Annotated in this window: 21 protein-coding genes; all 21 read right to left on the minus strand. The window is 50.0% G+C overall.

Annotated elements, in window-relative coordinates; translation table 11 throughout:
- Positions 1–16: 16 nt before the first annotated feature.
- The 21 genes from hrpB to NR121_RS01105 all read right to left on the minus strand — a co-directional run bounded on the left by hrpB (position 17) and on the right by NR121_RS01105 (position 20,709).
- Positions 17–2,518, minus strand: a complete 2,502-nt coding sequence (gene hrpB / locus NR121_RS01005; RefSeq protein WP_256830189.1) for an ATP-dependent helicase HrpB — start codon at positions 2,516–2,518, stop codon at positions 17–19.
- Positions 2,519–2,601: 83 nt separating this feature from the next.
- Complete coding sequence (locus NR121_RS01010) at positions 2,602–3,135, minus strand: chromate transporter (protein ID WP_054818127.1); 534 nt, start codon at positions 3,133–3,135, stop codon at positions 2,602–2,604.
- Positions 3,136–3,153: 18 nt separating this feature from the next.
- On the minus strand, positions 3,154–3,804 hold the full coding sequence (locus NR121_RS01015; protein WP_082660709.1) for a chromate transporter: 651 nt from the start codon (positions 3,802–3,804) through the stop codon (positions 3,154–3,156).
- A 272-nt stretch (positions 3,805–4,076) separates the two neighbouring features.
- Positions 4,077–4,499: a YmaF family protein gene (locus NR121_RS01020; protein WP_062408047.1), complete on the minus strand. Its 423-nt coding sequence runs from the start codon at positions 4,497–4,499 to the stop codon at positions 4,077–4,079.
- A complete protein-coding gene (locus tag NR121_RS01025; RefSeq protein WP_175471989.1) occupies positions 4,496–4,654 on the minus strand; it encodes a hypothetical protein in 159 nt (52 codons plus the stop codon). The genes NR121_RS01020 and NR121_RS01025 overlap by 4 nt, the downstream gene beginning before the upstream one ends.
- A gap of 63 nt (positions 4,655–4,717) precedes the next feature.
- On the minus strand, positions 4,718–4,915 hold the full coding sequence (locus NR121_RS01030; protein WP_054818124.1) for a YwbE family protein: 198 nt from the start codon (positions 4,913–4,915) through the stop codon (positions 4,718–4,720).
- A gap of 476 nt (positions 4,916–5,391) precedes the next feature.
- Entirely contained in the window at positions 5,392–5,841 is a 450-nt protein-coding gene (gene nikR, locus NR121_RS01035) for a nickel-responsive transcriptional regulator NikR (protein WP_074728475.1), read from the minus strand.
- A gap of 131 nt (positions 5,842–5,972) precedes the next feature.
- Entirely contained in the window at positions 5,973–6,128 is a 156-nt protein-coding gene (locus tag NR121_RS01040) for a hypothetical protein (RefSeq protein WP_162492396.1), read from the minus strand.
- Positions 6,129–6,190: 62 nt separating this feature from the next.
- On the minus strand, positions 6,191–7,546 hold the full coding sequence (locus tag NR121_RS01045; RefSeq protein ID WP_139170816.1) for a cytochrome P450: 1,356 nt from the start codon (positions 7,544–7,546) through the stop codon (positions 6,191–6,193).
- A 138-nt stretch (positions 7,547–7,684) separates the two neighbouring features.
- A complete protein-coding gene (locus NR121_RS01050; protein WP_054818157.1) occupies positions 7,685–8,128 on the minus strand; it encodes a YlbF/YmcA family competence regulator in 444 nt (147 codons plus the stop codon).
- A gap of 27 nt (positions 8,129–8,155) precedes the next feature.
- On the minus strand, positions 8,156–9,634 hold the full coding sequence (miaB, locus tag NR121_RS01055; protein WP_062408044.1) for a tRNA (N6-isopentenyl adenosine(37)-C2)-methylthiotransferase MiaB: 1,479 nt from the start codon (positions 9,632–9,634) through the stop codon (positions 8,156–8,158).
- 95 nt (positions 9,635–9,729) lie between these two features.
- Positions 9,730–10,299 carry a phosphate propanoyltransferase gene (gene pduL / locus NR121_RS01060; protein WP_062408042.1) on the minus strand — a complete coding sequence of 190 codons (570 nt, stop codon included), beginning with the start codon at positions 10,297–10,299 and terminating at the stop codon, positions 9,730–9,732.
- A gap of 106 nt (positions 10,300–10,405) precedes the next feature.
- Complete coding sequence (locus NR121_RS01065; RefSeq protein WP_054818122.1) at positions 10,406–11,272, minus strand: 2-oxoacid:ferredoxin oxidoreductase subunit beta; 867 nt, start codon at positions 11,270–11,272, stop codon at positions 10,406–10,408.
- Positions 11,260–13,011, minus strand: coding sequence for a 2-oxoacid:acceptor oxidoreductase subunit alpha (locus tag NR121_RS01070; protein WP_074728473.1), 1,752 nt, complete (start codon positions 13,009–13,011; stop codon positions 11,260–11,262). Before NR121_RS01070 ends, NR121_RS01065 begins: the two co-directional genes overlap by 13 nt.
- Positions 13,012–13,232: 221 nt before the next feature.
- Positions 13,233–14,177 (minus strand): dipeptidase, encoded by a 945-nt coding sequence (locus NR121_RS01075; RefSeq protein ID WP_054818121.1) that lies wholly within the window; start codon positions 14,175–14,177, stop codon positions 13,233–13,235.
- Positions 14,178–14,331: 154 nt separating this feature from the next.
- On the minus strand, positions 14,332–14,592 hold the full coding sequence (locus NR121_RS01080) for a stage V sporulation protein S (protein ID WP_006286829.1): 261 nt from the start codon (positions 14,590–14,592) through the stop codon (positions 14,332–14,334).
- Between the two features lie 118 nt (positions 14,593–14,710).
- Entirely contained in the window at positions 14,711–15,505 is a 795-nt protein-coding gene (locus NR121_RS01085) for a TIGR00282 family metallophosphoesterase (protein ID WP_062408040.1), read from the minus strand.
- A gap of 85 nt (positions 15,506–15,590) precedes the next feature.
- Positions 15,591–17,135, minus strand: a complete 1,545-nt coding sequence (gene rny / locus NR121_RS01090; RefSeq protein WP_062408038.1) for a ribonuclease Y — start codon at positions 17,133–17,135, stop codon at positions 15,591–15,593.
- A 272-nt stretch (positions 17,136–17,407) separates the two neighbouring features.
- Positions 17,408–18,106: a RecX family transcriptional regulator gene (locus NR121_RS01095; protein ID WP_171005860.1), complete on the minus strand. Its 699-nt coding sequence runs from the start codon at positions 18,104–18,106 to the stop codon at positions 17,408–17,410.
- 126 nt (positions 18,107–18,232) lie between these two features.
- Positions 18,233–19,279, minus strand: coding sequence for a recombinase RecA (gene recA / locus NR121_RS01100; protein WP_062408036.1), 1,047 nt, complete (start codon positions 19,277–19,279; stop codon positions 18,233–18,235).
- 182 nt (positions 19,280–19,461) lie between these two features.
- Positions 19,462–20,709 carry a competence/damage-inducible protein A gene (locus NR121_RS01105; RefSeq protein ID WP_062408034.1) on the minus strand — a complete coding sequence of 416 codons (1,248 nt, stop codon included), beginning with the start codon at positions 20,707–20,709 and terminating at the stop codon, positions 19,462–19,464.
- Positions 20,710–20,737 lie beyond the last annotated feature (28 nt).

Raw genomic sequence — 20,737 nt, forward strand, 5'->3', positions numbered from 1 at the left:
ATAACAGCCGCCGGGCTTATACCTGGTTTCGCGGCTTGGCGCGATGCGTCGGAATGGCGGCGAGCGGATCATCCGGCCAATAGTGCTTCGGATACCGCCCCTTCAAATCTTTCTTCACTTCAAAATAAGCCTCCCGCCAAAAGCTTGCTAAATCCCTCGTCACTTGTACGGGGCGTTGCGCCGGGGACAGCAGGTGCAGCACAAGGGGCACTTTCCCCCCTGCGATACGCGGCGTCTCCTGAAGTCCGAACAGCTCCTGCAGGCGTACGGCCAGGACAGGTGCGTCGGGATCGCTGTAATCGACAGGAATGCGCGAGCCGCTCGGCACCACGATATGTGTCGGGACACTCTCATCCAAGGCTTGCTTCTGCGGCCACGACAGCATGGATTCGAGCGCAGCCGTCAGATTCACCCGCTGAAGATCGTCTCGGCTTCTCATGCCATACACATGCGGAGCAAGCCAGTGTTTCAGGCCGGCGATAAGACCGGACTCCGATACGTCAGGCCAATCGGGATGATGCCTCTGCATGTAACCCATACGCTGACGCAGCTGTTTGGCCCCTTTGGTCCATGGCAGTATGGTTAAGCCTTCCTCTGCGATTCCGTCAAGCAATGCCTCCAGCCATTTATCCGGATCCGGGTTTGACAGAGGTTCCTCCCGCAAAACCAGCGCTCCGAGCCGATCGCACCGTCTTGACCTAACCGACTGGGAACCGCCATCCCAGGCGACCGTATCTTCCGTTACAATACGTTCCGCATGATGTCTGTATATGACATCCGCATCCAACGGAGCCGCCAAGTGAATTCGGCTCTCCGCTCCTTGATCATCAAGCTCGGCCGCAACTGCATAAGGCGCATAAGATAAGGGCTGCTGTGTTCCGAAGACGGCCCCCCGACCGCTGCTGAGCAAATAACGTCCGCCGCCTCTTCTTTGTGCTATCCGGTCCGGGTAAGCGTAAGCGAGCAGCCAGCCGCACGCTTCGGCATTTGCCGCTTCCTGCTGCAGCGGTAATCCGAGCGAATGCTTCCAATGCTTGGCTTCCATCTTCACTCTTTGCCTGATCGAGGGGTCGACCGTAACCCCGGCAGGAAGTGCCTCCGGGCGGGCCAGCGCTTCCACGCGCAGCCTCAAATCCGCATCGGGAACGCCAGCCTCAAAGCGCAGCATGTCCCGTTCGCTAAGCAGCGCCGCAAGTTCGCAAGCCAGCCCTCCATAGCCCAAAGGAATCGCCTGAAGCACCATATGCGCCAATCTGGGCGTCATCCCGAGCTCCACCATCCGGCGTCCGTAAGCCGTGATCGCTCCCGCTGCATCGAGTGCGCCAAGCTGCTTGAGCAGGTTGCGGCCCTGTGAGTACGCAGCGGCCGGCGGCGGATCCAGCCAGGATAACTGTTCCGGATCGGACACGCCCCAGGCGGCCAACTCGAGCGCCAGCGGAGCGAGATCGGCTTCCAATATTTCCGGCGTTGTATACTGCGCGAAGTTTCTCTCTTCCTGTTCCGTCCACAGCCGAAAGCATAGGCCGGGTGCCTGACGGCCCGCCCGCCCGCGCCGTTGATCCGCTGAAGCGCGGGAAACGGGCACCGTCTCAAGCCGAGTCATTCCTGTACGCGGCGAGAAGCGCGGCACCCGCATCAACCCGCTGTCCACAACTATCCTTACCCCTTCCACGGTGAGGCTGGATTCGGCGATCGACGTCGCCAGTACAATCTTGCGTTCGCCGGGACCGCATGGCGCCACCGCGCGATCCTGCGCTTTCTGCGGCATTTGGCCGTACAGCGGAGCCACTCGGATATTAGCTCCCAAGTTCATGCCGGCCAGGAGACTTTCTACCCGCCGAATCTCGGCAGCACCCGGCAAAAAGACCAGAAGATCGCCTTCCCCTTCCGACAGCCCGCGGATGATTTCCCTTACGACCACAGGTTCTATTCGTCCTTCCGGCCGACGGCTCAAGTATCGGGTCTCCACGGGAAAGCTTCGGCCTTCACTCACGATGACCGGCGCATCATGCATCAGCGCGGCTATGGGCGCGGCGTCCAATGTGGCGGACATCACCAGCAGCCGCAAATCCTCACGAAGAACAGCCTGGGCTTCCAGACATAAGGCCAGTCCCAGATCGGCCTGCATGCTGCGTTCATGATACTCGTCAAAGATGACGAGTCCTACCCCTTCCAGGGAGGGATCGCTCTGCAGCATACGGGTCAATACCCCTTCGGTGATGACTTCGATTCGCGTTTTGGTACTGACGTTTGTATCCGAACGCACCCGGTATCCGACGGTCTCTCCCACCTGCTCTCCAAGCATCGCAGCCATGAAGCGTGCAGCGGCCCTTGCGGCCAAACGCCGGGGCTCCAGCATAATGATCTTGCGGGAGCCAAGCCAAGGCTCGGAAAGAAGCTCAAGCGGTACGCGGGTCGTCTTCCCTGCCCCCGGCGCAGCAATCAGCACCGCGTTGGTATGCGTTTTTAATTTGTCCTTCAATTCCGGAAGGATCGATTCTACAGGCAGTTTCAACAATGAGCATCACTCCGATAATCCAACAATCCAACCCTCATTGTACCACAAGCAGAAGCAAGAAAAACGTATTCATTCAGTTATTGTTAAAAGAATGCAATACCGAGCAGTCCTGACAAGACGATCACCGCAAACGGGTGCATCCGGTATTTCAGCAGCGCAATAATACAAAGCGCCATGATAATCAAGGTACCGGCTGTTTGCCAGGAAAGCAAACCGGAACCACCGTTCGGTATGCCAAAGTGAATCGCTGCGTAAATAATCATTCCCGTCACTACAGGCTTTAATCCGTAAAACGTCGCTTTCACCCAATCGGCCTTTTGCACTTTATAAAAGAAAGCGGAAATCAGAATGATAAGCAGCAGAGAAGGAAGAATCATTCCCAGTGTGGAAACCGCCGCTCCGGCGAGACCGGCCGTTTTATAACCTATTAAGGTTGCGCTGTTGGTGGCAATCGGTCCAGGCGACATCCCCGCAAGTGCCACCAGTTCGGAAAATTCCTTTTCGGAAATCCACCCGTATTGAAGAACTTGATGATGGATGACAGGGATCATCGCATAGCCGCCGCCAAACGATACGAACCCGATTTGCAAAAATACATAAAACAAGCTCCAAAGCATAGGGGACACCCCGATCCGTCAAATCCCGTCGGCTATATAATAATCCGCATATTTATAGCCCGTAGATGTCGTAGTTGCTGCAGCTTCTTTATTGTAGCGCACAACAACCCCAAGTTTGTTTTTAATAAGAACAAGTAAATGTCCGATGATGAGCCCGGCGACAATGACAAGCAGAGGGGACAAATGAAACACCAGCAGCAGGACGACCGTACATGCTGCCGTGACCAATGTCGTTCGATCCACCACGGATGATTTGCCCATGTTGTATGCCGAGATGATAATTAACGCCGCAATCGCGCCTTGAATGCCTTGAAATGCCGCAGTTGCTTTTGGATAATCAACCACCTGGCTGAAGCCAAGGCTCAATAAGAACACGATAACGAACGTCGGCAGTGTCATGCCGGCTACCGCCGCCGCAGCTCCCGGAATTCCCGCCAATCGGTACCCGATGAATGCGGCTGCGTTGACCCCGATTCCTCCCGGCGCCGACCCGGCCACCGACAAGACTCCACTCATCTCATCCTGCGTAATCCAGTGCCGCTTATTGATGACTTCCCTTTCGATGGCTGGAATCATCGCGTATCCGCCGCCGAAGGTGACAGGGCCGATTTTGAAAAATGTCCAAAATATATTCGCCCATTGGTTGAAAGTATGTTTCCGGCTTTTCACGAGACTCCCTCCCCGCTTTCCAATATCGTACCTCTATTATACCTAACTTTATTTCAATTTGGAATAATCAATTCGTCTATTTTTGGAATGATGCCAATAAAAACGAAAATTTCTTTCAATTTTATTTAAAATAAATAGTATATAATCCATTTTTATCTAGTGTTTTATCCATAATGGAATAATGTAGGTAAACTCATCAGAATACACTGAATTCGTCGGAATTAAAAAAGACTCGGCCCATGAGCCAAGTCTCTTCTTTCAACACTCTATCCTTACCCCTCTGCAGGTTCGTAGCCGAGTCCGGTTCCGGTAAATCCCTTAAATTCATGGGTATGCGGTTTTATCCGGCTTACCGTAACATAATAGCCTTTTTTGAACTCAAAAGGTTCCTCGTCAACAATAGCGTCTATGTCATGATAATGCGAGCCGTCCGGCAGCGGGATTGCGCAACCTGTCCTTCCGATGAAACGATGAAAGTGTCCGACAGCTACTGAAGTATGACCTTGATATGTATGCACATGCTGATCCGTCGCGCTTCCGTTGACCGGATAAGTAAAAAATTCGACGAGATGGACATGGCCAAGCACGAGTGAGGACCATCCCTGAAACAAATGGGCATGCGAAGGTGGTCTTTCCGGATACAACGGCAGTCCATTACAATGATCCAAAGAGGCTGATCCAGGTCCTTTGCTCATTTGCCCTTTTTACCTGCTATCCAGAAAGCCAAAATCACAAGAGGAATCAAAATAAACCAGGGAATGTTGATTGTACTCCGTGTGATCCATGCGAAGACAAAAACAACAATGAAGCCGATCACAAGGTACAGACACCCTCTGCCGAACGTTTCCATCCGCAAACTCTCCTTCCCTCTGCTGTTTTCATTGTACGCGGGAAGGCTGCAAACTATTTCTATTCAGGGCTTGATGATTTGCTTGACTCGTCCGACTTGGCCGTCTGTCAGCCTCACTTTAATGCCATGCGGATGCACAGATGACTTGGTCAGCAGATCCTTTACGATTCCGCGGGTCAGCTTGCCTGTTCGCTGATCCTGCTTCAGCACAATATCCACTTCCGCACCTGGCGTTATATCTTTACGATTACGTCCGTCCATTGCGTTTACTTAGCCTCCGGCAGAGCAAGCCAGCCATTAAAGATCGCATAGTAAAAGAAGAAGGCGCTAATGAATCCAAGAGCTATGAAAAGAAATCCCAAGGTCTTTTTTTTCTGAAAAAATAGAACAAAGGAAACACTGAAGAAAGAACCCATCACAATCAAGCAAAGCAGCAGTATGATTGTCGCCATGTAACGTATAGACCCCTTTCGGTTGCGGATAGCTGATTTTTGCTTTTGTCTATCAAAATACCACAATTCCGTTCGAAAAAATACTTCGTCCTGCGTTATTCGATGACAAATTTATGAAAGAAGCAAGAGGATTTTTTCCCTAGTGTCCCCTTCTTCACCTATTCTGCTCTTAGCCGACAGCCCGTCAGCCGAACCTCCTTTGCTCCATTCATGGAGCCTACCCTATTTTCATCCCGCGTTCGTAACAAATGAGGACCCGGTTAGCGATAACTCCGGGTCTTTGATTTATGTATGCTGATGCTTTGATCCGGTTGATCCGTGTTCATCCACGTAAGTAACGGATAACTCCGCGTATAAAACGCCCTTTTGCACCTGAATTTTTTGCTTTAACTCTCTTAATTCGGAAAGATTGCCGCGGACAGCGATAATCTCCAGACATTGGTCGTGGTTCAAATGCACATGCATTGTCGAAATAATAGAATGATGATAATCGTGCTGCAGCTCCATCAAATATAAGGGGAGATCCGTCACATGATGATCGTACACCATCACAATCGTTCCCGCCACAAGCTGATCCCCCGGCAGCCCCCCGGGTTCAAGGAGCACTCTTCTCACCAAATCCCGTATCGCTTCAGATCGATTGGTGTAACCTTGGTCCGTAATGTACTGGTCAAACTGCTTAATCAATTCCTCCGGCATCGATACGCCGAACCGGGTTAAAACGTCTTTTTCCACCGGGATTCACCTCATCTCACATCACGCTTACCGCTATATTGTAACACAACTGTCCGACAAGATGAATTCCGGGGACTTTTCCCCCACCCATTCAAAGACCCTCAAGTCTCGAACCGGAGAAGGGTCCATTTTTAGGGTTGCTCTACTTCGTATTGCAGGTCGTTCAGCTCTTCCAATAGCTGCTGTTTCTCCGTTTCCGTGAGAATGGAGTGGGCATTGATTTCATCCATCAGAGCCTTAAGCTCGGCCTCATTGTTCGGGTGTATCGTAAATCTGACGAGATCCACAACAAAGCCTCCTTTCAAGTCTAAATTTTCTGTAAAAAAAGCATATCCGCTTTTCCCGTATTTTATTCCTTTCTTGCTGTCACCACCATTTTCAGGCCGTTCTTAGGTCGAAGTGTCACAAGGGGTTCCGGCCGCACCTCGTGGTGATCGGGCGCTAACCGCAGCTTGTAACGGCTCCCGATGGTTGCAAGAAGCAGCGTAGCTTCCATCAGAGCGAAATGATTGCCGATGCACACCCTTGGACCGCCGCCAAACGGAAAATAGCCAAACTGAGGAATTTGCTTGAGCAAGTCCCCTTCAAACCGCTCTGGAAGAAACCGGTCTGCCTCCTCATAATATTTGGGGTTCCGGTGCATGACGAATTGGCTCATCATCAAGGTGTCGCCCGGCTTGTAAAGGCGTCCGCCAATCTCAACCTCCTTGACCACTTGACGGTTCACGGCCCAGACAGCAGGGTACACCCTCATGGACTCCCAGACGATCTGCCGGGTGTACTTCAATTGGTCTATATCGTCATGTGTCGGCCTGCGGCCGCCCAGCACACGATCCAGCTCTTCATGAAACTTCTGCTCCGCTTCCGGATTCTGAGAAAGCAAATACCAGGTCCAGGACAGCGTGTTTGCCGTCGTTTCATGTCCAGCCAGAAAGATCGTCATCACCTCATCGCGAACCTGCTTATCACTCATCCCCGTTCCCGTTTCTTCGTCCCTGGCCTCCAACAGCATGGACAGCAAATCTTCTCTGTTGGCATCAGGCTTTTTGCGCCGCTCTTCAATAATACCGAGGATGACACGGTCCAGCGTTTGGGCCGACCGCTTAAACTCCACATTACTCTTGGTCGGAATGGATTCCGGAATATCCAAAAACGACGAGGCCTTATGGCTGACATATTTCATCCCGACTTCAATCGCACGGCCGATTTCGTTTATACCGCTTGTAATACCTGTTCCAAACATCGTATGGGTGATGATATCGAGCGTCAGCTGCATCATGTCCTCCGTTACGATGCGCGTCTCGCCGGGCCGCCAGGTCTGCAGCATGTGTTCCGTATAGTCCACCATCGCTTCCGCATACTGGCCGATCCGATCCTTGCGAAAGGAAGGCTGCAGCAGCCTTCGCTGCCGCATATGCTTTTCGCCTTCGCTCGTGAGAATCCCTTCGCCCACAACCGCTTTGGCCGTTTGCAAGCCCTTCGCCTTATGAAATGCGTGCTGCTTGGTAAGCAAAATGTCCTTGATCTGCTCCGGGTCACTGATCAAATAGACATGACGGGACGGCCCAAAGCGAATATACACTACATCTCCGTATTCGCGCTGCACTTTCGTAAGAAAACCCAAAGGGTCTTTTCGAAACGCAAACAAATTACCCGAAAAGGGCAGCCCCTTAGGACCCGGTATAGGATTCATCGTCGTTGACATTTTCGTACTCCTTCCACTTTTTTCTCAATAGTATCTATTTTCCGCTCCAATCATATACCAGACTCTGTAAAATAAAAAGACCGACATGCGCCCTATGACAATGCACAATCGGTCCTATAGTTACATCTTGGTTATATCTTAGTCACTGCAGGAGGAGCTGGTTACCGTTCCTTGCTCAACCGTAATCGTTTCTGAAATCGTATCTCGAATCACTGTCATTACAAGCTGAAGCAGATAGTTGATATCCTCCTGAGACTGCTTGAACTCACTTACGATCGGAATCGCGTCAAGCTCATTTTGCAGTTCCTCGATTTCCTTCTCGATTTTGTCCACCATTTTCTGATTCTGGAAAGTCTCGAAAGCTACGATTTCCTTCTGCTTTTTCTTAATGGCGCTGATCAGTGACTGGATATGATCGTTATTGGCGATCTGCTTCTCAGCCTTTTGAAAAAACTGAACCTCGTTGGAAGTAGACAAAAGTGCCGCAAGCTCCTTCGCTTTGGCCATAATATCCTCACGGACGATTAGATCCTTGTTGTGGTACAATTCCATGCCGCAATTCGTATATTTTTGCTCCGCCATATGCGTCACACGCCCCTAATCTTTAACTTAATGAACTATCGCTTCCTGCACCCATTCGCCTTTGATATAGAACGTCGGGGTTTCTGTAATTTTCACTTGCACAAACTTTCCGATCAACTCCTTCGGCCCTTCAAAATGCACCAGCTTGTTCGTACGCGTGCGGCCGGCCAATACGTTCGGATTGTTTTTGCTCTCGCCCTCAACCAACACTTCAAGCGTTTGGCCCTTCAGCTTCTCGTTGCTAGCCTTACTGAATTCATTAAGGACATTGTTGAGGCGGTATAATCGTTCTTTTTTCACTTGAAGAGGAACATTATCTTCCATATCCGCAGCGGGCGTGCCTTCCCGGGGAGAATAAATGAACGTAAACGCGCTGTCAAAGCCAACTTCACGCACAAGCGAAACGGTTTCCTCGAATTGCTCCTCGGTTTCGCCGGGAAAACCCACGATAATATCTGTCGTCAAGACGACATCGGGGATTGCTTTCTTGATTTTGCTCACCAGCTCCAAATAACGCTCACGCGTGTACTTGCGGCTCATTCGCTTTAAAATTTCGTTGCTTCCCGATTGCACCGGAAGGTGGATATGCTCCATCAGGTTGCCTTTCTTAGCCAGCACCTCGATCAGGTGATCGTCAAAATCGCGCGGATGCGAGGTAGTGAAGCGGACCCGCGGGATATCTATTTTACGGATATCGTCCATCAAATCCCCAAAACGGTAATTGGAATCTTCAAAATCCTTCCCGTATGCATTTACATTCTGGCCGAGCAGCATAATCTCCTTAAAGCCCTGCCGCGCCAAATCGCGTACCTCTGCAATAACATCTTCCGGACGGCGGCTTCGTTCCTTTCCGCGCGTATACGGCACGATACAGTAAGTACAGAACTTGTCGCAGCCGTACATAATGTTGACCCATGCTTTGATTCCTTCGCGCTTCTTAGGCAGGTTCTCGATGATGTCGCCTTCCTTGGACCATACCTCAACAACCATCTCTTTGCTGAACATCGCTTCTTTCACCAGAACAGGCAGGCGATGGATGTTGTGCGTACCGAAAATCAGATCAACGAACGGATGCTTCTTGAGAATGCGGTTCACCACCGCCTCTTCTTGAGACATACAGCCGCAAACGCCGAGCAGCAGCGACGGTTTCTCCGTCTTCAGGTGCTTCAAGTGGCCGAGCTCGCCGAATACCTTATCTTCCGCGTTCTCCCGAACGGCGCATGTATTCAGCAGAATAATATCCGCTTGCCGGCGGTCCTCGGTCGCTCGATAGCCCATCTGCTCAAGCAAGCCCTTGATCGTCTCCGTATCATGCTCGTTCATTTGACAGCCGTACGTTTGAATCAGATAATACTTGTCCTTCCCGAGCTCACGCAGCTCTTCGGGGATGTTGAAATCGTAATGAACCTCAATGTCTTCTTTCCCTCTTTTTTTGGCGTCTGTGAGAGAAGGAGGCTGAAAATATATCGAATAATCTTTCTCGGATTTTTGTTTTGTCGTCGTCATTCCTCGAATTCCTCCTGAACTGCAATTTGCCGCGAAGATCATACCCTTTATTATATCATTAATACGGCATGCATTTCAAAAGAATCCTCCGCATCCTACGACAATATAAAACCGATATCCCCGGTCTTCACGCCCGCGGCGTTGGCTTCATCGGTATCAATGTGCATATCAAGCGCAAATTGATCTGAAACACGGGCGATAACCTGCTCGAATGTAACCGCGCGTTCCCCCTCAATTCGAACGGTCAGCTTCTGTTTATCCGTAATGCCCCACTTGGCCGCATCGTCTGTATGAAAATGAATATGTCTTGCCGCTACAATAACCCCCTCCTCCAGTTCGACCTCCCCGGCAGGGCCAATAACTCTGATCCCCGGCGTTCCCTCAATATGCCCCGATTCTCTTACAGGCGGGTCGATCCCCAGTGTAAAGGCATCGGTTCGGGATATTTCCAGCTGCGATCGACTGCGCGCCGGACCAAGAATGCGGACCTTATCTATTTGCCCTTTGGGGGTAACGACAGTAACCGTTTCTTTTGCCGCAAACTGTCCGGGCTGCGACAGCTCTTTCAGCACTTGAAGTTCATAATCCGGACCGAACAGCAGCTTAATATGCTCCTTCGATAAATGAATATGTCTTGCGGACACACCGATAGGCACCTGCTTCATACCCTACACTCCTTTTTCTTCCGCCTGCACTTCTCTTCACATTATACCCAACCCAAGCGAAAAAAGCATACGGCCAGCGCCGTATGCTTTAATAAAGTTCGGAAAATTATTTAAATTCAGCCACCAATTTTTCAAAATCTTGTTCGCTGATCTTCAAGTCTTGCTTAGCAAGTCCTTCTGGCTTAAAGCCGGCGACCAAATTCTCATAGCTCTTTTTGGTTTTATCTTGATAGATCAAACCGGTAACCAGGCTGTTGGTTTCCATGATCTTGGTCATTGCTGCAATACGATTGGACGGATCGTAATCCGGCGTCTCCTCCAGATCAACGATATGCTCTTTGAACCACTCATAGGTATTCACTTTATTGAATGTAACACATGGGCTGAATACGTTGATAAAGGAGAAGCCTTCATGTTTAATTCCTTCTTCGATCAACGTAGTCAACTGCTTCAAGTTACTCGAGAACGATTGACCTACGAACGTTGCGCCTGCAGCCAGAGCCACTTCCAGCGGGGACAGTGCGGATTCGATCGAACCTGAAGGGGTCGATTTCGTCTTGAAGCCCTCAGCGCTGCGCGGAGAAGTCTGACCTTTGGTCAAGCCGTAAATTTGGTTGTCCATGACAATGTAGGTAATGTTAATGTTACGGCGGATCGCATGAACCGTATGACCCATACCGATGGCAAAACCGTCGCCGTCGCCGCCTGCCGCGATAACGGTCAATTCGCGGTTAGCCATTTTCAAGCCTTGTGCGATAGGAAGCGAACGTCCGTGAACACCATGGAACCCATAAGCATTAATGTAACCGGAAATCCGGCCGGAGCAGCCGATCCCTGAGACAACGGCAAGCTGTTCCGGTTCCAGACCGACATTGGCAGCCGCTCTTTGAATCGCCGCCTGTACGGAGAAGTCACCACAGCCCGGGCACCAGTTCGGTTTGATATTGTTGCGGAAATCTTTTAACGTTGCCATACAAGGTTCAACTCCTGACAGTATTTTGTGATTTCAGCCGGCAAGAATGGGTTACCGTCATATTTCAGCATGCTCTTGATTTTATCGGCATAGCCTACGTTAAGTTTGATCAGAGAAGCCAGTTGGGCCGTTGCGTTGTTCTCAATGACAATAACGTTTTTCGCTTTTTCAATATAAGGCTTCAGTTCCTCAGCCGGGAACGGATGAAGCAGGCGAACCGTGATGTGGTTCGAGGTGATGCCTCTGCCGTTCAAACGGCCTCTGGCTTCGTCGATCGTTCCGCCGGTGGATCCCATACCGATGATCAGGAGATCCGGATTTTCATGCTGAGCATCCACTTTGATCGGATCGGTTACTTTCACATGCTTCAACTTAGCCATCCGTTTGTCCATCATCTTTTTGCGGTTTACCGGGCTTTCGGACGGACGGCCGTCTTCAGCATGCTCTACCCCTGTCACGTGGTGAATGCCATACTTTTGACCAGGCAGCGAACGAGGGGAAATGCCGTTCTCAGTGAAAGCATAGCGCTTGAACATTTGATGCTCTGCAAGCTGCGGCAGATCGCCTGTTTGCAATTCTCCGCGGTTAATTTGAATTCTATTGTAGTCGAGCAGTTCGCTCGTTTGTTTGCCCAGCGACAATTGAAGGTCTGTAAGCAAAATGACAGGACATTGATAAATTTCAGCCAGGTTAAACGCCTCAATCGTATCGTAGAAGCATTCTTCAATGGTAGAAGGAGACAATACGATTTTCGGAATTTCACCATGTGTCCCGTGAATCATGGCCAACACGTCGGATTGCTCTTGTTTGGTAGGAAGTCCCGTACTCGGACCGCCGCGCTGCGTATCGACGATAACGACAGGCGTTTCCGTCATACCGGCAAGACCGATCGCTTCCATCATCAGAGACAAGCCGGGGCCAGCCGATGCCGTTAATGCGCGAACCCCGCCGTAATTGGCTCCAATCGCCATCGTACAGGCCGCAATTTCATCCTCGGTTTGAATGACCGTACCGCCAAATTTCGGCAGCGTCTTGATCAGATATTCCATGATCTCGGAAGCCGGGGTGATCGGATAAGCAGGCATGAATCGGCAGCCTGCGGCTACTGCGCCTAGACCAATAGCATCGTTACCGATCATGAACAGCTTCGTTTTGCCATCTGCAGGCTCCAATTGAAACTCCGGAAGAGGACCGCCCGTAAGTTCAAGCACAAATTCCGCCGCTTTACGAACCGCTTCTACGTTCTTTTCAACAACAGCCGCGCCCTTGCGTCCGAACTCTTCTTCCACCGCTTTATTAAATACTTCGAGAGGCAAACCGAGCAGTGCCCAGGATGCGCCCGAAGCAGCCATATTCTTAAACAAGGAAGTGCCCAATTCTTCAGCGATTGCCGTAATCGGAACCGGGAACAATCTGGCTTTCACGCCTTCAGGAACTACCGGATTTACTTTTGCATCGGCAATAATGACGCCGTTCTCACGCAGCTCGTGCGCATTCAAATCAATCGTCTCTTGGTCAAAAGCTACGAGTATGTCCAAATCGTCAGAAATGGCTCGAATCGGTTTTGTACTGATTCTGATTTTGTTGTTTGTGTGCCCGCCCTTAATCCGCGAGGAAAAATGACGGTAGCCGTACAAGTAGTACCCAAGTCTGGTCAATGCCGTGGAAAAAATTTTATCGGTACTTTCCACGCCTTCCCCCTGTTGTCCTCCGACCTTCCAAGATAATTGGCTAATCACCGTTGTCCACTCCTTTTAAATTCGCTGACGCTGCAGCTTGACACTAAAACGCTTGTGAAGCGAGATAAAAAATTTTTCTCACCTGTCAAACAAATTTTATGCCGTAAAGCATTAAAAAGCAAGGGTTTAGAGCATTTTTTAAAGATAGTTATTTTAGATTAAATCCATATCAATTTGAGAATGTATTAGTTGTCTTATATCTATAAAAAAGATGTTAAATTTCAGTGAATGGGAAGGTGTTGACTCAAAAATGTGTGCCAGTTCTTATAAAAGAATCCTTCTATTTGCTCTTTTGTGAACTTTTTGTAAAGCGCTTCAGCCAAACGGTCATATTGGCCAGTATGCTCCAGGCCCGGAATGTGACGGTCTATCCCGTCAAAATCCGAACCCAGCACAAGCTGGCGTTCACCGCCTAACGCACAAATATATTCCATATGCCTTACGACATCGTCAACGCTTGCCTTCCCGCTGCTTTCCACGAACCATGGTACAAATGTCACTCCGATCCGCCCGTCCACACGAATCAAAGCTCTGATCTGCTCATCGTCCAGATTTCTGGGATGTCCGCACAGCCTCTTGACGTTGGAGTGCGTGGCTACGAACGGCTTGGCGGAAGCTGCCGCCAAATCCCAAAATGCCGCTTCCGACAAGTGGGACACATCCAATAGGATGCCCAGATCATTGCAATCTTTAATAAAGCTTTTTCCTTTGCGGGTAAACCCGCCTTGCCGGGGTTCCAGCACCCCGTCCGCCGCCCAATTCGCATAATTCCATGTCACTCCGATCATGCGAACCCCCAGGTGATAAAGAGTACGCGTATAAAGGGGGTTTCCGTAAAGGGCATCGGCACCTTCCAATGTCAGCAGCGCTCCGGGAACACGGCCGTTCATGACCAATTCCAGATCCCCGCGGGTTTTGACGGCCTGTATAAGACCGCTGCGAACGATCTTTTGATAAAAAATATTTATATACTCCAAATAATGGTCAAAATGAGGCTGAGTTATACGTTCAGGCAAATAAATTGCAAAACATTGCAGCTTTACATTGGAATGAAGCATTCTGGAATAGGTAACGTCCATCGGCGAGGTATGAACGTCGTAAAAGTCGATTGCCGGATCCAAGTACATTTTTAACAGCACATCGCAGTGCCCGTCGATCACCTTCATCAGCTTTTCCTCCCTGGCTCAACATAGAAAAAACTCCTGCACGGAGTCCGTTTAAAAGATGCCCAACCCTTTACAGACTCCGCCTTCTAGACAAAAAACACCTGTCTACAACGTAAACAGGTGTTCTGGCGCAACCGTATATGCACTTTTTATTTTACCTTGGTTCTACAATCAATTTAATGGCCGTCCGATCTTCCCCGTCAATTACAATATCTGTAAACGCTGGTATGCAGATCAAGTCAACCCCGCTGGGAGCCACAAATCCTCGAGCTATGGCTACGGCTTTGATCGCTTGGTTCAGAGCGCCCGCCCCGATGGCCTGGAGCTCAGCAGCCCCGCGTTCACGCAGCACTCCGGCGAGTGCGCCGGCAACGGAATTTGGGTTGGATTTTGCTGAAACTTTTAATACTTCCATGAAAAGTACCTCCTCGGGAATGATGATTGCTTCCAGTACTATTCATATTCTAGGAATTTCCCGATAATTCCTTCTCTCTGAAGATGGGCCGTCAATTCCTTCTTTTTCATAGCCTGGTTTATTCGAGGAGTACTCCGTCTTCATCCATCCGAATCAGTTGAATTTTTTTACCCAGCCCGCTTGCCGGATCCAAATCGATGCAAGCCGCGTGGAAATGCCATTTTCCTTCATCCACTACAAACCGGACTGGCAGCTGCGTTTTGAATTTTTGAAGCACGGCATTACGCTCCATACCAAGGATGCCGTCTCTCGGACCGACCATCCCTACATCCGTTACATAAGCCGTACCGAGCGGAAGTATACGTTCGTCGTTCGTCTGTACATGCGTGTGCGTACCTACAACAGCCGTCACTTTCCCGTCAAGATGCCAGCCCATAGCCAGTTTTTCCGACGTGGCTTCAGCATGAAAATCGACTAAAATATACTTGGTTCTTTTCTTTGCTTGCTCCACCAATTCGACGGCTTTTTCAAAAGGGCAGTCGAGCGGCGGCAAAAAGGTGCGTCCTTGCAGATTAATAATGGCAAGCTCCTGATCCTTCACCTTAATGAACGTCATCCCCCGGCCCGGCGTTCCCTTTGGAAAATTGGCGGGACGAACCATTCGGTCTTCCTTGTCGATGAAATCGTATATTTCCTTTTGATCCCACGTATGGTTTCCCATCGTTATCCCTTGCACGCCAAGCTCAAGAAACTCTTTGGTAATTGCCGAAGTAATTCCCCGGCCGGCCGCGGCATTCTCTCCATTGGCAATAATCCAGTGAGGGTTGTATTTTGTTTTCAGCTTGGGCAAACATGTTTTGAGCGCCTTACGTCCGACGGAACCGACGATATCGCCAATAAATAAAATTCGAATGACTTTCTCCTCCTGCCTGATTTCGGTTCGTTATGTAATTAAAGAGAAGTGGCTTTTCAGCCACTTCTCCTCTAGTGTATGCAAATTATTTGGCATATTCTACAGCACGTGTTTCTCGGATAACCGTTACTTTGATATGACCCGGGTAATCCAACTCGCTTTCAATCTTCTTCGTGATGTCTCTGGCCAAACGGAACGCTTCTGTATCATCGATCTTCTCCGGCTGAACCATGACGCGAACCTCACGGCCTGCTTGAATCGCATACGATTTTTCTACGCCCTCGAACGACTCGGAAATTTCTTCAAGCTTCTCGAGACGCTTGATATACGTTTCGAGCGTTTCCCTGCGAGCTCCCGGTCTGGCGGCGGAAAGAGCGTCTGCCGCACCGACAAGCATGGCGATGACCGATGTGGCTTCACAGTCGCCGTGGTGCGATGCGATACTATTGATCACCACAGGATGTTCTTTGTATTTCTTTGCAATTTCGACACCGATTTCTACGTGAGAACCTTCGACCTCATGATCAAGCGCCTTGCCGATGTCATGAAGAAGTCCGGCACGCTTCGCCAATGTCACGTCTTCTCCCAGTTCTCCAGCCATCAGCCCGGTCAGATATGCAACTTCCATCGAGTGTTTCAGTACATTCTGGCCATAGCTTGTACGGAATTTCAGGCGTCCCAAAATTTTGATCAAATCCGGATGGAGTCCGTGGACGCCGGTTTCGAACGTAGCTTGCTCGCCGTATTCGCGAATGCGCTCGTCGACTTCCTTGCGGGACTTCTCCACCATTTCCTCAATACGGGCCGGATGGATTCGTCCGTCGGCTACCAGCTTTTCAAGCGATGTTCTGGCAATTTCCCTTCGGATCGGGTCAAAACCGGACAAAATAACCGCTTCCGGCGTATCATCGATGATTAAATCGATGCCCGTAAGTGTTTCCAGAGCCCGGATGTTACGACCTTCACGACCGATGATGCGGCCTTTCATCTCTTCATTCGGCAGAGCTACAACCGATACGGTAGTTTCAGCCACGTGATCGGCGGCGCATCTCTGGATGGCCAGCGTGATGATTTCTCTGGCTTTCTTGTCGCCTTCTTCTTTGGCCTGTTGTTCAATTTCTTTAATTAACTGTGCGGATTCGTGACGAACCTCCTGCTCAACGTTAGTCAAGATGATGTTCCTGGCTTCTTCCATCGTCAGTGTGGAAATCCGCTCTAGTTCGGCAACCTGATCTTTATAAATCTGATCAATTTGCACTTGGGTTTCTTCGATTCGCTTCTCCTTGTTGGCAATCTGCTCTTCTTTTTTCTCAAGAGATTCTAATTTTTTATCCAGCGATTCCTCTTTTTGCAACAATCGTCTCTCTTGTCGTTGAGTTTCATTCCGACGGTCACGAATGTCTTTTTCAGCTTCGGTTCTGAGCTTGTGAATCTCGTCTTTCGCTTCCAGAACCATTTCTTTCTTCAGTGCTTCCGCCTCTTTGCGAGCATTATCAATAATTTGTGCGGCAGCTTGTTCAGCACTGGAAATCTTCGCCTCTGCAAGGGACTTGCGGATAAAATAACCAATCCATAAGCATAGAGCACCAACAACGAGAACAATCAGGATCCAGATGACTGAGTCTTGCATCCAGTTCACCTCCTCGTTGTTTCTCCAAGGGGTAAGCTTGGGATAATCAGGTTTTTTATCCATTTTACAAGCGCTAGGAAAAAGTAAAAATTGGCGATTTTACTTTGTGAATATTCCCTTTGGCTGGTGGGGAAGATTCTTGTGTATAAAGTTTATACATAAACATTTTATCTTTTGAGAAAGAAGCTTGTCAAGAAGATTGTCGTTTTCTTGAATTTTGATATACCACATTAATTATTAAAGTCATTTAATAATTGGATGAAAACTTCATCCTAATCTTCGTCTATATCCGGTTCATTCCGCTCTTCTTCTTGCCCCTGGACAGGCAAACGGTTCAGTACTTTGCTCACTACCGCCCCCGGGTAACCTCTGCGCTGAAGAAATCCTGCAATTTTGCGCCGGGCTTTAAGGGCATCCTTCTCCAGCTCAGCTCCGTACCGCTTCATCGTCAACTGATAGGCTATCCGGTACTCTGTCTCTTCATCTACCTGCTCCAAGGCCTCTGTGATATGTACTTTATCAATCCCTTTTTGCTGAAGCTCCTGTTTAATCCAGCGTCTCCCTTTTTTCTGCGACTCCAGCCGCTGCTTGGTCAACTGCTCCGCAAACAGCGAATCGTTCAGGTAACCTTCCTTCCGGAGACGTTCAACCGTCAGTTGATAGATTTCGGGCGAATACCCTTTTTGCTTGAGACGCGTCAGCAGCTCATGTTCGGAGCGCAGCCGGCTGGACAACAGCCGGATTGCGTCAAGATAGGCTTTGTGAACCTCTTCCTCGTACAATATGTGCTGCAGCCGGGAAGCATCGACGACTTCCCCTTTCAGAAGCCGATGCTTGACCAGGACATCTTCATGTACGGAAAAAGCAAACTTTTCGTCAATAAACAGGTTATAACGCTGTCTGGATCTCCGCTGCTGTTCAACTTTGGTGATGACTCCCGGTGCCAGACATTCGTCTGTATGATCCGTCACCTGTAACACGCTCCTTACAAACGGCAAGGACACCTTTCACTCATCGTAAAGGTGCCCTTGCCCTGGTTGGTGAAATCGCTATGTGCAATCTACCGGCGCATCGGAGTAGCTGATGTGACGTGGAGGTTATTCAAAAGGTACGGCGAAATCCTCTTCTTCCTCTTCATCCATGTTCGCTCCAACCGAAGTGACCAGATTGCTGTTATCCCGGATCTGCTTTTCGATCTCATCCGCAATGTTCTTGTTCTCCTTCAAGAACTGCTTCGCATTCTCCCGTCCTTGACCAAGCCGATCATTGTTATAAGAGTACCATGCACCGCTCTTCTGGATGATATCCATCTCGGTTGCAATATCTATGATGCTGCCCTCTCTGGATATGCCTTCGCCATACATGATATCAATCTCTGCCTGCTTGAACGGAGGGGCTACTTTGTTCTTGACCACTTTGATCCGCGTGCGGTTCCCGACCATATCATTTCCCTGCTTAATCGTCTCCACGCGGCGCACATCGAGGCGAATCGAGGAATAAAACTTCAGGGCTCGTCCGCCCGGTGTCGTCTCCGGGTTTCCGAACATTACGCCGACCTTCTCCCGCAGCTGGTTGATGAAGATGGCTATCGTCTTCGATTTGTTAATGGCTCCGGACAGCTTGCGCAGCGCCTGAGACATTAAGCGAGCCTGCAGCCCGACATGGGAATCCCCCATCTCTCCTTCGATCTCGGCCTTTGGTACAAGTGCCGCTACAGAGTCAATAACAATGATGTCGACCGCTCCGCTGCGCACGAGCGCTTCCGCGATCTCGAGCGCTTGTTCGCCTGTGTCCGGCTGGGACAGCAGCAGTTCATCAATGTTGATGCCAAGCTTGCTGGCATACAGCGGGTCCAAAGCATGCTCCGCATCGATGAAGGCAGCCGTCCCCCCTACCTTCTGCACCTCGGCAATGGCATGCAGTGCTACCGTTGTTTTACCGGAAGATTCCGGTCCGTATACCTCTATAATTCTACCTCGAGGAAAACCACCGATCCCCAGGGCGATATCCAATGCAAGCGAACCGCTAGGAATCGTCTCCACCTGCATATGGGCAGATTCACCCAATTTCATAATGGATCCTTTACCAAACTGTTTCTCAATTTGACGTAGTGCATTCTCCAAGGCTGCGCGCCGGTCTGTCAAGAGACTCACTTCCTTTTTCATATTCGTATAATTACATCATAGCGGGTTTTTCACCCGTTGCCAAGCTGTTTTTCGAACATACATTCGCATGTGGAACAAAAGAAAAACCGTAACAAAGGTTGTGGGCTTGTTACGGTACTTCCGCTATAATGTATTATACCTGATTTTCCGAATGGTGGCAACTATGACTTTAAAAGTTTCCAGAGATGGTAGAGCGAACTTTTGGATGCTCTCAGCTTTATCGTCTCCCGGTTGCCGGACTGCTGCAGCTTGACGACAGAGGCTTTCTCCCCCCGCCTGGCAATGCCTACGTAAACGAGTCCGATGGGTTTTCCCTCCGATTCGCCCGGGCCGGCAACGCCGGTAATAGAAACGCCATAGTCGGCTCCGGTCAGCTCCGCTACATTCTCGGCCATAGCGGCGGCGGTTTCTTCACTGATCGCGCCCGGCGCCCCGTCGCCCTCCAGCTGCTCCATAGGAATCTTCAAAAGCTTATGTTTCGCTGTATTCGAATAGCTGATGATACCTCCTACAAACGCATCCGAGCTGCCGGGAACGGAGGTCAGCATGTCGCTCAATTGCCCGCCCGAACAGCTCTCCGCTACGGCCAGCTTCTTGCCTTGCGAGGCCAGCGTCTGCAGGATATGCTGCTCCAAAGAAATATCCTCCGCCGCATAAATGTATTCGCCAAGCCTGCTGCGGATCTCCTGTTCCAGCGGCTTAAGCCTTCCGGCCGCTTCATCGGCCGACGCCGCCCGGGTCGTAAGACGAATGGCCACCTCCCCTTCTTTGGCGTAAGGAGCGATCGTCGGATCGGACTGGGCTTCAATCAGATCGATCAGCGCATGTTCAAGTGACGATTCACCGATTCCTGCAAATTTCAGCATCAAAGAATAAAGAGGCTGTACATGATCCATCTTGGACTCGATCCATGGGCGTGCATAACGATCAAACATCGGCTTCATTTCTTTTGGGGGGCCCGGCAGCAGAATATAATGCGTTCCCTCATGCGTCACGGCGTTGCCGACCGCAAGTCCCGTATCGTTGGCAAGAGGATCGCTATGCTCGAGCATGAGCGCCTGACGCATGTTGCTCTCAACCATGGGAATTCCCCGGCCTTCAAAGAGAGTCTTCATCTTGTCCAGCGACGGCTGATGAATCACCAGGCTTTGTCCGAGCACCTCGGCAAGGACGTCTTTTGTCAGATCATCCTGCGTTGGACCAAGCCCGCCTGTGCATATAATTAAATCCACGCGACTTTTGGCAAGGCGCAGCGCTTCTTTTATCCGTGAAGCGTTATCGCCTACTACCGTCTGAAAATAAACGCCGACACCGATATCCGCAAGTCCGCGTGCCAAATATTGTGCATTCGTATTCACAATCTGTCCCATCAGCAGTTCGGTTCCGACGGCAATAATTTCCGCTTTCATAATACGTTTCGCCTCCAAATAAAACAAA

This window comes from Paenibacillus sp. Pae15 (assembly GCF_024519685.1).
Taxonomy (GTDB): domain Bacteria; phylum Bacillota; class Bacilli; order Paenibacillales; family NBRC-103111; genus Paenibacillus_G; species Paenibacillus_G naphthalenovorans.